Annotated in this window: 10 protein-coding genes and 1 riboswitch; of the genes, 2 read left to right on the forward strand and 8 right to left on the reverse strand. The window is 76.7% G+C overall.

Features of this window, described 5'->3' with window-relative positions:
- Window positions 1-43: 43 nt before the first annotated feature.
- Window positions 44-1843 (forward strand): carbamoyltransferase family protein, encoded by a 1800-nt coding sequence (locus tag ACWGB8_RS21715; protein WP_452215188.1) that lies wholly within the window; start codon window positions 44-46, stop codon window positions 1841-1843.
- Window positions 1844-2021: 178 nt separating this feature from the next.
- On the forward strand, window positions 2022-3119 hold the full coding sequence (locus tag ACWGB8_RS21720) for a DUF3048 domain-containing protein (protein WP_452215189.1): 1098 nt from the start codon (window positions 2022-2024) through the stop codon (window positions 3117-3119).
- 82 nt (window positions 3120-3201) lie between these two features.
- Here ACWGB8_RS21720 and ACWGB8_RS21725 read toward each other — a convergent pair whose 3' ends face one another.
- The 8 genes from ACWGB8_RS21725 to galE all read right to left on the reverse strand — a co-directional run bounded on the left by ACWGB8_RS21725 (window position 3202) and on the right by galE (window position 12893).
- Window positions 3202-3996 (reverse strand): ECF transporter S component, encoded by a 795-nt coding sequence (locus tag ACWGB8_RS21725; protein ID WP_452215190.1) that lies wholly within the window; start codon window positions 3994-3996, stop codon window positions 3202-3204.
- The gene (locus ACWGB8_RS21730; protein ID WP_452215191.1) at window positions 3993-5756 is read right to left on the reverse strand and encodes an ABC transporter ATP-binding protein; all 1764 of its coding nucleotides are present in this window, start codon (window positions 5754-5756) and stop codon (window positions 3993-3995) included. The genes ACWGB8_RS21725 and ACWGB8_RS21730 overlap by 4 nt, the downstream gene beginning before the upstream one ends.
- Entirely contained in the window at window positions 5753-7057 is a 1305-nt protein-coding gene (locus ACWGB8_RS21735; RefSeq protein ID WP_452215192.1) for a CbiQ family ECF transporter T component, read from the reverse strand. Before ACWGB8_RS21735 ends, ACWGB8_RS21730 begins: the two co-directional genes overlap by 4 nt.
- Before the next feature lie 3 nt (window positions 7058-7060).
- Window positions 7061-8170 (reverse strand): hypothetical protein, encoded by a 1110-nt coding sequence (locus tag ACWGB8_RS21740; protein WP_452215193.1) that lies wholly within the window; start codon window positions 8168-8170, stop codon window positions 7061-7063.
- A complete protein-coding gene (locus ACWGB8_RS21745) occupies window positions 8167-9765 on the reverse strand; it encodes a hypothetical protein (protein WP_452215194.1) in 1599 nt (532 codons plus the stop codon). Before ACWGB8_RS21745 ends, ACWGB8_RS21740 begins: the two co-directional genes overlap by 4 nt.
- Window positions 9762-10289 carry a flagellar hook-length control protein FliK gene (locus tag ACWGB8_RS21750; RefSeq protein WP_452215195.1) on the reverse strand — a complete coding sequence of 176 codons (528 nt, stop codon included), beginning with the start codon at window positions 10287-10289 and terminating at the stop codon, window positions 9762-9764. Before ACWGB8_RS21750 ends, ACWGB8_RS21745 begins: the two co-directional genes overlap by 4 nt.
- A 20-nt stretch (window positions 10290-10309) precedes the next feature.
- Entirely contained in the window at window positions 10310-11395 is a 1086-nt protein-coding gene (locus tag ACWGB8_RS21755) for a peptidase (protein ID WP_452215196.1), read from the reverse strand.
- Between the two features lie 102 nt (window positions 11396-11497).
- Window positions 11498-11648: riboswitch (cobalamin riboswitch) on the reverse strand.
- Between the two features lie 225 nt (window positions 11649-11873).
- Window positions 11874-12893, reverse strand: coding sequence for a UDP-glucose 4-epimerase GalE (gene galE, locus ACWGB8_RS21760; RefSeq protein ID WP_452215197.1), 1020 nt, complete (start codon window positions 12891-12893; stop codon window positions 11874-11876).
- Window positions 12894-13015: the final 122 nt, after the last annotated feature.

Genomic DNA, 13015 nt, shown 5'->3' on the forward strand with positions numbered 1-13015 from the left:
CGAGGACCCGCCGAGGACCGCCCGCCCGACAAGGAGAACAGCGATGACGGACAACACCCCCGAAACCCCCGCCCGCGGACCGGTGATCCTCGGGATCTCCGCCCACTTCCACGACTCCGCGGCGGCCCTCCTGGTGGACGGCCGACTGGTGGCCGCCTCCCACGAGGAGCGCTACACCCGCCGCAAGCAGGACCCGGACCTGCCGATCAACGCCGTACGGGACTGCCTGGACCAGGCCGGCCTGCGGATCACCGACGTCGACTGCGTCGCCTACTACGAGGACCCGGTCAAGAAGCTCCACCGCCAGCTGTGGACCGGCCTGCCGGCCTTCCCCGACACCAGCCCGGCCGCCCTGTACCGGCTGGACGCCGACCGCGCCCGCCGGGAGATCCGCGACCTCCTCGGCTGGGACGGCCCGGTCGAGTTCGTCGACCACCACCTCTCCCACGCGGCCAGCGCCTACTACTACTCCGGCTTCGAGGACAGCGCCGTGCTGACCGTCGACGCGGTCGGCGAGTGGGCGACCACCAGTTGGGGCACCGGCCGCGGCGCCTCCCTCGAACTCGTCGAACAGGCCGAGTTCCCGCACTCGCTGGGCCTGCTGTACAGCGCCGTCACCGGCTACCTCGGCTTCGAGGTGAACGAGGGCGAGTACAAGGTGATGGGCCTCGCCCCGTACGGCGAGCCGCGGTTCCGCGAGCAGATCCGCCGGCTCGTCGAGCCCACCGAGGACGGCTCGTTCCGGCTCGCCCTCGACTACTTCGACTTCACCGACCCGGACGGCATGCTCGGCGAGCGCTTCGAGCAGCTGCTCGGCGTACCGCCGCGGGTCCCCGAGTCGGAGATCGAGAAGGTGCACTGCGACCTCGCCCGCAGCATCCAGGTGGTCACCGAGGAGGTCCTGCTGCACATGGTCGAGCGGGCCCACCGGCTCTCCGGCAGCGAGAACCTCTGCATGGCCGGCGGCGTCGCCCTCAACGTGGTCGCGGTCCGCCGCATCGTCGAGGAGGGCCCGTTCGCCCGGGTGTTCGTCCAGCCGGCCTCCGGCGACGCGGGCGGCAGCCTCGGCTGCGCCGCGGTCGCCCACCAGCGGCTCACCGGCGAACGGCCCGCCCAGGGCCGCCAGCGCTCGGCGCTGCTCGGCTCCGGCACCGACGCCGACGAGATCGCCCGGCTGCTCGGCGCGTACGGGGCACGGACGTTCGACGACTTCCGGGGCGACGAGCCCGGCCTGCTCGCCGCGGTCGCCGGCCGGCTGGCCGACGGCAAGGTGATCGGCTGGTACCACGGCCGGGAGGAGTTCGGACCGCGCGCCCTCGGCGGGCGCTCCATCCTCGCCGACCCGCGCGGGGACGACACCCGGGACCGGATCAACGCCTCGGTGAAGATGCGCGAGGCCTTCCGTCCGTTCGCCCCCGCCGTCCTGGCGGAGCACGCCGCGGAGCACTTCCGGCTCGACCACGAGTCGCCGTTCATGCTGGAGACCTGCGAGGTGGTGTCGCCCCTCGACCTCCCGGCGATCACCCACGTCGACAAGTCGGCGCGCGTCCAGACCGTCACCGCGGAGGCCAACGGCCGCTTCCACCGGCTGATCTCGGCCTTCGCCGACCTCACCGGCTGCCCGCTGCTGCTCAACACCTCCTTCAACCTGCGGGGCGAGCCGATCGTCCACACCCCGGTCGACGCCCTGCTGTGCTTCCTCCGCTCGGACATCGACTGCCTGGTGCTGGACGACTTCGTGCTCGACCGCACGGACCTGCCCGCCTCCTGGGTCACCTGGTTCAAGGGCACCCGGCCGCCGCGCCGCAGCCGGGTGAGCGACAGCGTCTACACCCTGCTCTGAGCAGCCCGTCCCGGCGGCTCCCCGGTCCGGGGAGCCGCCGGGGCCGACCGGCCGTGGGGGACCACGGGGCCCGGGCCGGCCGTCCGCGGCGGACCACGGGCCCGGGGGAACCGCGGGACCCGTTCCGTTCGTCCTTCCGGGTGCCAGGTCCCCCATGGGGGGCGGAGGTGAGCTCGATATGGAGACCTTCGAACGGACGCGGGCCCGGTGGGCGGCCCTCCCCCGCTCCCGCCGGATCGCCGCCGCGGCCCTCGCCGCGGTCGCCGCCGCGCTGGCGGTACTGCTTGTCGCCGTCCTCGTACCGGGCGGCTCCCCGGCACCCGGTGGCTCCGGGCCGCCGACCGCCGCGCCGACCGCGCCCGCCGCCCCCACCGCGCCGGACGGCTCCGGGCCACCGCCGGGATCGCCGTCCGGGTCGCCGGTGTCGCCGCTCACCGGGCTGCCGGGCAGCACGGGCCGGACCCTCGCCCTGAAGATCGACAACGCCCCCGCCGCCCGGCCGCAGACCGGCCTGGAATCGGCCGCCGTCATCTACGCCCTCCCCGTCGAGGGCGGGCTCTCCCGCTTCCTCGCCGTCTACGACTCCGCCCACCTGCCGCCCGCCGACCGGATCGGCCCGGTGCGCAGCGCCCGCGAGAGCGACCTGCCGCTCCTCCAGCAGTACGGGCGGGCGGGCTTCGTGTACTCCGGCGCGCAGAGCGCCTTCCTCCCCGTGCTCGCACAGGCCGACCTGCACACCTGCGCCCCGCCGCAGTGCGACGCGTTCCTGCGCACCGGCGACCGGGCTGCGCCGTACAACCAGTACGCGGTGCCCTCGCGGGTCCTGAGCCGGGTCCCGGACGCCGTACCCGTGCACGACGTGGGCTTCCGCTTCGGACCCGCCCCCGCGGGCGGGGTGCCGACGGCCTCCCTCACCGCGCGGATGCCCGCCGCCTCGTTCACCTTCACCTGGTCCGCGGAGCGGGGGCAGTACCTGGTGGCCATGGACGGCCGGCCCGCCCTGACCGCGGACGGTGCGCGCCTGGCGGCGTCGACCGTCGTGGTGCAGCACGTCGACGCGGCCGAGTCACCGCGCGGACTGCGGGACTCCTCGGGCCGGCTCACCCCGTACGCGCCGACCGTCGGCGGTGGCGAGGCGGTCGTGCTCCGCGACGGCCTGGCCTTCCGGGGCACCTGGTCGCGCCCGGACGCCGCCGACGTCACGGAGTACACCTCCGCCGGGCAGCGGACGGCCTTCGCCCCCGGGCCGGTCTGGATCGTCCTGGAACCGCACTGAGCCGCCCGGCGGTCCCGGGTCTGTCCGGTCGGCTGCGGTTGGCCACGGTTCGCCGCGGTCGGCTCCGGTGGGCCGGGGCGGGTCAGGGCTCGAAGCGGACCCGGGGGTCGAAGTTCGCCCGGCGGGCGGCGCGGCGCAGCACCGCCAGCACGGCCGGTCCGACCAGCAGCACCGCCACGAAGGTGGTGACCGCGCGGCCGGTGTCCCAGCCGAGGGAGGTGGTGGCGTCGAAGAGCAGGTAGCGCTGCCACTGCTCGGTGAAGGGCAGGCCGGGGAGGTAGGCGATGGAACTGTGCGGATCGAGGGAGAACGGCCAGAAGGACAGGTTGAGCAGGAAGCCGAAGAGGTAGCCGGAGAACGAGCCGTAGACCGCCAGCAGGACGATCTCGGCCCGGCCGCGGGCACGCGGCAGGAGGCCCGCGAGCATGCCGACGAAGGCGCAGCCGAACATCTGGTACGGCATCCAGGGGCCGACACCGCCGGTGAGCAGCGCGGAGGCGAACAGCGAGGTGCAGCCGAGGGTGAAGCCGAAGCCTGGGCCGAAGACCCGTCCGGCGAGGACGAGCAGGAAGAACACCGTCTCGACGCCCGCCGTGCCGGCGCCGAGCGGGCGCAGCGCGGCGTTGACGGCGGAGAGGACGCCGAGCATCGCGAGGGCCTTGGCGTCGATGCCGCCGGCCGAGATCTCCGCGATCACCACGGCCAGGACGAGCACCAGCAGGGCTCCGAAGATCAGCGGGGGCGCGTAGGCGGAGCCGAACCGGCCGGGGGCGACGACGAAGGGCCAGGTGAAGGCGACCAGTCCGACCAGGGCGGCGCCGACCACGGCGATCCTGGCCCGCCCGGGGACGCGGACCGCGCGGATCCGGCCGGTCACCGCTCCGCCTCCGCCCCGGCGAGCGCCGCCGCCACCTGATGGACCGTCAGGTACGGCAGCGGGGCGAGGATCTTGGCGGTCTGCGGGGCGAAGGTCGGCGAGGAGACCACCACCTCCGCGCTGGGGCCGTCGGCGACGACCTCTCCCCCGGCCAGTACCACCACCCGGTCGGCGGCCGAGGCGACGAACTCCACGTCGTGGGTGGAGACCACCACCGTGCGGCCCTCGGCGGCGAGGTCGTCGACGATCCGGATCAGCGCCTCCTTCGCGGTGTAGTCGAGGCCGCGGGTGGGTTCGTCGAGCAGGACGACCTGTGGGGAGGCGGCGAGTTGGACGGCGAGGACGAGGGCGAGCTGCTGGCCCTCGGAGAGGTCCCGCGGGTGGGTGGCGTCGGCGATGCCGGGGGCCAGCCGGTCCAGCAGGCCCCGCGCGCCGGGGGCGGCCTGTGCAGCGACCGCCCGCCCGGGCCCGGCCCCGGACTCGGCGTCGGACCCGAACCCGAACCCGAACCCGAACTCGGCGTCGGCCTGGGCGAGTTCCTCGGCCACGGTCTCCAGGTAGAGCAGGTCGGTCGGGGTCTGCGGGACGAGGCCGACCAGTCGGCGGGCCTCGGTGGCGGAGAGCCGCTTGGGGTCGCGGCGGTCCGCGCCGACCGCCACGCTGCCGCCCTGCCGGGGGCCGGAGCCCTGGAGGGCCCACAGCAGCGAGGACTTGCCGGATCCGTTGCGGCCCATCAGCGCCGTCACCTCGCCGGCCCGCAGGTCGAGCGAGACCTCCCGGACGGCCGGGGTCCGGCGGTGGCGGACCTCGACACCGCGCGCGCTCAGCAGGGTCGCACCCGGCTCGGGCCGGGTGCGCACCGGCGGTACGGCCCGCCCGGCGAGGCGTTCGCGCAGAGGCGCGGCGGCCCGGCGGGCGTCCCGGACGGAGAGCGGCAGCGGGTGCCAGCCGGCCAGCCGCCCGAGCCGGACCACCGGCGGCGCCACGACCGACGGCGCGGCCGCCGGGGACGCCACCACCGCCGGTGCCGGTCCCGGCCGGGCGGGTGCGGCCGGGGCGTCCGGCCGGCCGAACACCTCGGCGGGCGGGCCGTACCGGACGGTGCCGTCGCCGACCAGCTGGACGACCCGGTCGGCGTACTGGACGACCCGCTCCAGGCGGTGTTCGGCGAGCAGGACGGTGACGCCGAGGTCGTGCACCAGCCGGGCGACGGCGGCGAGCACCTCCTCGGCGGCGGTCGGGTCGAGCGCCGAGGTCGGCTCGTCGAGGACCAGGACCCGGGGGTGGGCGGTGAGGACGGAGCCGATGGCGACGCGCTGCTGCTGGCCGCCGGAGAGCTCGTGCAGGGCGCGGCCGCGCAGGTCGGCCAGGCCGAGCAGGTCGAGCGTCTCCTCGACGCGTTTGCGCATCACGTCCGGCGGGAGCGCCAACTGCTCCATGGTGTAAGCGAGTTCCTCCTCCACGGTGTCGGTGACGAAGCCGGCGAGCGGGTCCTGGCCCACCACGCCCACCACATCGGCGAGTTCGCGGGGCGGGTGGTCGGCGGTGTCGCGTCCGTCGACCGTGACCCGGCCGCGCAGGGTGCCGCCGGTGAAGTGCGGCACCAGGCCGTTGACGGCGCCGAGCAGGGTGGACTTGCCGGCGCCGGTGCGTCCGACCACCAGGCAGAGTTCACCCTCGGGAATGTGCAGGTCGACGTCGCGGAGCACCGGCTCGGCGGCGTCCTCGTACTGGACCTCGACGCGGTCGAAGCGGATCACGGGCGGACCTCGGTGCGGGACGGGCGGCGGGGAGCCGGGGTGCGGGAAGTCGGGCTGCGGGGAGTCGGGGTGCGGGCGCCACGGGGCGGCGGGGTGTCGGCCGACCTGTTGCCGTCCCCCGCCGGGGTGCCCGGCGGCGGGGTGTCGACCGGCGGCGGGGTGTCGACCGGCGGCGGGGCGAGGAAGGCGGCGGCGCCCGCGAGCAGGACGGCGGCCGTCGGCACCGCCGGCAGGGCGGGCCAACTCAGCGGGTGGAGCGACGGGTTGAGCTCGGCGACCGAGTAGCCGACGGAGGCGCAGAGCACCACCGCCGCGGCCACCCCGCAGCCCGCCACCCCCCATTCGGCGGCCAGCCACGGATCGGGCCGGTAGCTGCTGCGGCGCACCCGGCGTCCGCCGAGCAGCAGTCCGGCGCAGCAGAGCGCGGCACCGACCAGCAGCGCGGGGAAGCCCAGCACGGCGGGGGCGGTGCCGTCGAGCAGGCCGTACAGTCCGGCGCAGAGGCCCGCCATGCCGAGCAGCATCAGCGCGCCGGTGGCCCGCCGGGAGCGGCGGGCGGCGGCGGAGGAGCGGTCGGTGCCGCCCGAACGGCCGTACCCGCGCGAGTCCATGGCGGCGGCCAGGTGCAGTGAGCGTTCCAGGGCGTCCGCCAGCACGGGCACCGCAACCGCCCGCCAGACCCGCAGGCGGCCCCGTCGGCCGCGTCCCCCGGCGGCGCCGCCGCGCAGGCGCCGGGCGCGGGCCACCCGCTGGACGCTCTGAACGAGTTGGGGTGCCACGCTGAGCGCGACGGTGACGGCGACGCCGAGTTCGTAGAGGGCCCCGGGGAGGACGCGCAGGGCCCGCTTGGGGTTGGCCAGGGTGTTGGCGGCACCGATGCAGCAGAGCAGGCAGGCCAGCCGCAGTCCGTCGAAGGCAGCGGACAGCACGGCCTCCAGCGACACCGGCCCGCCGATGGCGATGCCCGCGTACCAGTCGGGCATCGGCAGCTGCGGGAGCGAGAACAGCAGGTGGTCGCCGGGGGTGAGGCCGGTGCCGAAGACGCACCTGAAGACCACCCGGATCGCCACCACGGTCAGCGCCAGCCACAGGTAGTACCGGAAGCCGCGGGCCCAGGGCGCCTCGGTGCGACGGGCGCCGACGACGACCCCGAGGACGGCGAGCACCAGCAGCAGGAGCAGCGGGTTGGTGGTGCGGCCGGCGGCGGTGGCGAGGGCGAGCGCCCAGATCCACCACGCGACGGGGTGGAGCGGACGCGGCACCCGGTGGCCGGCTCGCGGGCCGGACGGCAGGACGGGCACCGGTCAGTCCGCCCGTCGCCGGCGCCGCCGGGCCGTGATCACGGCGGCGGTACCGAGGGCGAGGACCAGTGCGGCACCGACCGCGGCCGGGCCGATCGAGCCGCTGTCGTGCGGGGCGTCGGCCACCGGAGCGGCGTCGACGACCCCGCCGGTCGGCGCAGCCCCGCCGGGCGCCCCGGTGGTGCTCGGGGCGGCGGAGGGCGCGGCGTCCGTGGGCGCGACGGTCGGTTCGGCGGTCGGTACGGCGGTCGGCTCGGCCTCCGCGCCCGGTGCACCGGCGGCGGGCTCGGCCGGGTCGCCCGGCTCGGTCGCGGCGGACGGTGCGCCCGGTCCGCCCGGTGTGCCGGGCGTGCTGCGGCCGGGGGCGGCGGGCGCCGGTTTCGGGGCTGTGGGGCGGCCCGGGGCGGGTCCGTTGCCCGTCCCGCCGCTGCCGGCCGTCCCGCCGGTCGTGCCACCGGTGCCACTGCTGCCGCCGCCGGTCGCACCGCCCGGGTCGGGAGCGGGCGGCGGCGACGGCGCGGTGGTGTCCGAACCGGAGCCCGCGGGCTGGGCGTTGAGCGCGCGGACGGCGTCCGGCGAGTGGCGGGGGCGGCCCTCGGTACCCGCCACGTCGGTGGCACCGAAGACCCACAGGTCGACGCTGCCCGGCTTCGGCCGGTGGCTCATCGCGCCGAGCCGGCTGTACGTCCAGTCGTGCTGCCCGGGGTCGGCGTGCCAGTACGACCAGTAGGCGGTGGCGGGCGGCGTCCGCACGCACCGCTCCTGCTCGGGCGGCGGGAACTGCTTGCCGCCCTGGAAGCCGGCGTAGCCGATCCGGCAGACGAAACCGGGGCCGTCGTGGCTGGTGCCGGCGGTCTTCCAACCGCCCTGGTTGAGCAGGGCGTGACCGGTGGTCGGCGTGCTCCCGCAGGCCCGCAGCAGCGGACCGCCCCACGGACCGAAGTCGACCGCGAGCACCACGCCGGAGGTGGTGGTGCACTCCCCGATCGGCAGCGGTTCGGCGCCGGCCGGACGGACCGGCCCCAGCAGGACGGCCACGACGGCGGCGAACACGACCGCCGCCACCGCCGCGGGCCGCACCCGGGTCGCGGGAGCCGCGGCGCGGCGGCTCACCGGTGCCGTCCGGTCGGGGTCTCGGTGCGGCGGGCCCGGCGGCTGCGGTCGGCGACCGCGACCGCGCCGCCGCCGGCCAGCAGCAGGGCCAGCGCGATCAGGGCCAGCCGTTCGGCCTCGGCACCGGTGGCGGCCAGGCCGGAGCCACCGCCGACCCGGCCCGAGTCGGCCACGACCGCGACGGCGCCGTCGGCCGCGTTCCCGGCGTTGCCGCCGTTGCCGCCGGTCACGCCGGGGGGCGGTGTGGTGGTGCCCGCCGGGGACGGCGGCGAGCCGGTGCCCGGGGCGCCCGGTGAGGCCGTCCCGGTCGGTGAGGCGCTCCCGGTACCGGTCGGGGTGGCCGTGGGCGAGGCGGACCCGGTCGGCGAGGCGGTCACCGTGGCGGTCGGCGACGGCGAAGCCGTGGGCGAGGCCGAACCCGTGGGTGAAGCGGACCCCGTCGGCGAGGCGGACCCCGTGGGTGAAGCGGACCCCGTGGGTGAAGCGGACCCCGTCGGCGAGGGCTGCCCCCCGTCGACCGGGCGGCTCAGGGTGCCGAACGGCGTCCCCACCGCGCCGCCGAGCGCCTGGGTCGACGCCCGGACGTCCGAGCCGGGCTGGCTGCCCGCCGCGACGTCGAAGCCGCCGTCCGCGTTCTGCAGGCCGGCCAGGAAGGCGCGGGCGCGGCCGATCCGCTCGACGTGCTCGCCGCCGCGCAGGCCGAGGCCCTGGATGGCGAGCGCGGCGGAGTTGACCGACTCGCCGGACGCGCCGGGGAAGCCGCCGCCGGGGAGCTGGCGTCCGGCGATCCAGGCCACCGCCCGGTCGACGGCCGCACGGGCGGCCGGGTCGTCCGGGAGCAGGGCCAGCGCCATGGCGGCCATCGCGGTGCTGTCGACGTCGGAGTCGCCGGTGTCCGGGATGAGGCTGGGCCAGGAGCCGTCGGCGTGCTGGAGGCCCTTCAGCCGGGCCACCGGCGCGGCCGCCGCGGCGCTGTCGCCGGCCCGCACCTGGGCCATGACGCCCAGCGCCTGCGCGAACACCGAGTTCCCGTAGGCGTAGGTGCCGGCCTCCGCGCAGCCCGTCGCCTCGTCGGCGGCCCGGCAGATCGAGGCGGCGAGGGCGGCGATGAGGTCCTGGCCGCCGAAGCGGCGCGGGTCGCGGCCCACCACCTGGGCGAACAGGGCTTCCTTGCCGAGGGTGCCGCCCGCTGCGTCGGGGGTGCCGATGCCGGTCCAGTCGTTGACGGTGCGTTCGGCGCCGTCCTTGCCGGGGGCGTCGAGGAAGTCGGCGATCCGGCGCAGCGCGGCGTCGTCGGTGCCGGTGGCGGCGAGGGCGAAGGCGGCGTCGATGGTGAGGCCGTAGTCGGCGAAGCCGGAGCCCGGGAAGGCTTCGTAGTAGTGGCCGCCGAGCAGCCGGGCCCGGTCGGTGAGGTAGGCGCTGCCGCGGGCGAGGTCGGGGGTGCGGCCGTCGGCGGCGGCGCCGGCCGCGCGGTGGCCGGCGGCCCCGGCGGTGCCGGCGAGGGCGAGGCCGCCGACCGCCATCGTGCAGGCGACGGCTGCGGCGAGGGCGGTGGAGCGGCGGGTCGCGCGGGCCGGGCGGTGGTGGACGGTCACCGGACGACTCCCCTGTCGGCCGGTCCGGAGCGCGGTGCAGCCGACGGCGCCGCCGGGGTGCCGGGCTGCGCGCCCGCGCCGAAGGACCAGCCCTCGACCTCGCCCTGCACCGGGTTGTAGCTGCCCGCGCCCAGCGTGCTGTACGTCCAGGCGCCGCCGGACTGCGCGTGCCAGTACGACCAGTAGGCGCTGCCGGTGGGGTTGGTGCAGGTGGTCGGCAGCGCGTTGATCCGGCACACGAAGCCGGGGAAGCGCGGGTGGAAGCTGTAGGTGAAGCCCGCGCCGGTGAGGGCGGCGAGGCCGCTGGCCGGGTCGCCGGGGGCGCAGCCGGTCTGGACGCCGCCGCCGACGGCGGTGAGGTCGACCACCACGGTGACCCCGGTCCCGGGGGTGCAGGCCGCGGCCCGGGCGGCGGGGGCGTTGGCGGTGGAGACGCCGAGCAGGCCGGCGGTCAGCGCCGCGGCGGCGGCGATCGCGCCGAAGGTGCGGCGGGCCGGGCGGACGGGCGTCGCGGTGTCGTTCATCCTCGTACTCCTTCGGGTGGTCAGGAGGCCCGGCAGGCCAGGGTCGGGGCGGACGGGCGGGCGCCGTGCGCGCTCAGCGTGGCGAGGTCGGCGCCGGAGAGGCCGAGCACCGCCTGCGCGGTGGCGCGGGTACCGGTCGCCGGGTTGAAGCCGCTCGCGTCGAAGGCGACGGCGCCGCGGACGGCCGGGTCGGCCGAGCAGCCCTGCTGGAGCTTGACCAGGCTGCTCCAGCCCTTCAGCCCGGCGGCGAACCGGCCGCGGGAGAGCAGGGCGGCGGTGGCCAGGCCGGTGCTGTTCGCGTTGCTGGTGGTGGCCCCGGCGGCGGCGAACCCGCCGTCGGCGTTCTGGTGGGCGGCCAGCCAGTCCAGCCCGGCCCGCGCCTTCGCCGTGCGGCCGGTGGCGTCCAGGGCCTGCACGGCGAGGGCGGTCGCGTCGGTGTCGCTGGTGCAGACGGACTGGCCGAAGGCGATCGGGTAGCCGCCGTCGGCGCACTGGGCGGCCGCGAGGAAGTCGACCGCGGCGGCCGGGGCGCCGCCCGGGGCGCGCTGGAGGGCGATCAGCGCCAGCGACTGGCCGAAGGAGTTGCTGTAGTCGCCCCACTGGGAGCGGTCGGAGAAGCGGCCGGTCGGGCTCTGCAGCGAGCGCAGCCGGGCGGGCAGGTCCACGCCGCCGAAGTCCGCCGGGTCGGCGCCCCGCACCTCGGCGGCGAGCAGCAGTTTGGCGGTGGCGCCGGCGTAGGCCTCGGTGGTGCCGTCGCCGAGGTAGCCGGTGAGGTTCGCGGGCTCGGCGAGCCAGGCGGTGGCCCTGGCGGCGGCCTGGTCGGAGGTCCGGGTGGCGGCGAAGGCGAGCACGGCGTCGACGGTGAGGCCCTGGTCGGGGTAGGCGACGCCGTCGAAGACCGCCTCGAAGTGGTTGCCGTCGACGAGTTGGCGGGCCAGCCAGCCGGCCGCGGCCGCGTCGGGGCGGAAGGTCGCCGCGGAGGCGGCGGAGTCGGGGGCGGTCGCGGGGGTGGGCGCCGCCGCGGCCGGGCCGGCGGCGGGGAGCAGCACGGCCAGGGCGAGGGCGGGTATCGAGAGGAGGCCGAGGGTCCGGTGGCGGACGGGCATGGGATGCCTTTCCGGGCCTGGCGCGCGGGCCCGCGGGGCGTGGGCGGGCACCGGCCCGGACAGCCCTGCGGGGCTCCGACCCGCAGACCACGACGGGAGGAGGGAACGACACCTCCGCCGACGGGTACTCGGGCTCGCCGCCGACGGCCGTCGGCTGCCTACCGTTGCGGGTCAGCGCCGGATTCGGACCGGCTTCCCCCTTCGGCGGAGTCAAGCAATGACGGCTCATCATGTCGGCGCCGCTGTCGCGGGGTCAAGGCGTCGCACGTCACATCCGGGGTGGTCACGGGAGCGCCGGTCCTCCCGCTTCGGCGGGCCCGGTCGGCATCCGAACCCGCTTCGGCGGGCCCGGTCGGCATCCGAACCCGCTTCGGCGGGCCCGGTCGGCATCCGAACCGGGCGAACCCCGCTCCCCGGGACGCGCAGCGGCCGGCGGCCCCGCCCGTGAAGGGGGTGCCGCCGGCCGCGCGGGACGGGGTCAGCCCTGGCCGGCCAGGTGCTCGGCCCACTTGGCGCGCCAGGCCAGCGCGTCGGTGACGCCCTGGGCGATGCTGCGGTTCGCGGTCCAGCCGAGCAGGTCGCGGGCGGTGTCGACGGCGGTGTAGCAGCCGATGACGTCGCCCGGTCGCGGGTCGGCCTCGCGGACGTCCAGCTCGACACCGACCGCCTGTTCGAAGGCGGTGACGAGCTCGCGGACGGTGGTGCCCTCGCCGGTACCGATGTTGATCACCCGGTAGCGGTCGCCGGCCGAGGGCTTGATCACCTCGTCGAAGCGGGTGAGCGCGGCCACGTGGGCCTCCGCCAGGTCCTGGACGTGGATGTAGTCGCGGATGCCGGAGCCGTCGCGGGTCGCCCAGTCCACGCCGGTGACGGTGAACGGCGTCCGCTCGGTGTACGCCTCGATCAGCTTGCCGAGGGCGTGCGTCGGGTTGAGGTTCTGCAGGCCGGTGCGCAGCTGCGGGTCGGCGCCGATCGGGTTGAAGTAGCGCAGGGCGATCACCCGCAGCTCCTCGGCGCCCTCGCCGCGCGTCCAGTCCTGGAGCACCTGCTCCATCATCTGCTTGGTGCGCGCGTACGGGCTGTTGGCGTCGACCGGGCAGGTCTCGTCGACCCGGGCGTCCGGGGTGGGCGCGTAGATCGAGGCGGAGCTGCTGAAGACGACCCGGGTGCAGCCGTTGCGCTGGAGGGAGTCGAGCAGGTCGACGGTCTTGCCGACGTTCTCGCGGTAGTAGTGGAGCGGGCGGGCGACCGACTCCGGGACGACGATCTTGGCCGCGCAGTGCACCACCGCGTCGATGTCCGGATGGTCGGCGAAGATCCGGTCGACCAGCGCGCCGTCGGCGATGTCGCCCCGGTAGAAGACCCGGTCCTCGACGAACTCGGCGCGCCCCTTGGACAGGTCGTCGAGGACGACCGGCGTGATGCCCCGGTCGAGCAGTGCCGAGGCGACGGTGCTGCCGATGTAGCCGGCGCCGCCGGTGATCAGGACCTTCTGCATGGAGTTGCTCGCTCTCGCTCGGCCGGTCGCCCCGGTGGCGTCCGATGGGAGTGGGGACGACGATTCGGACCCGATGGTTCCGCCGCCCGACCGGTCGACCTGCGGCGATGTACGCCGCGGGT

The organism is Kitasatospora sp. NPDC054939, assembly GCF_053610105.1.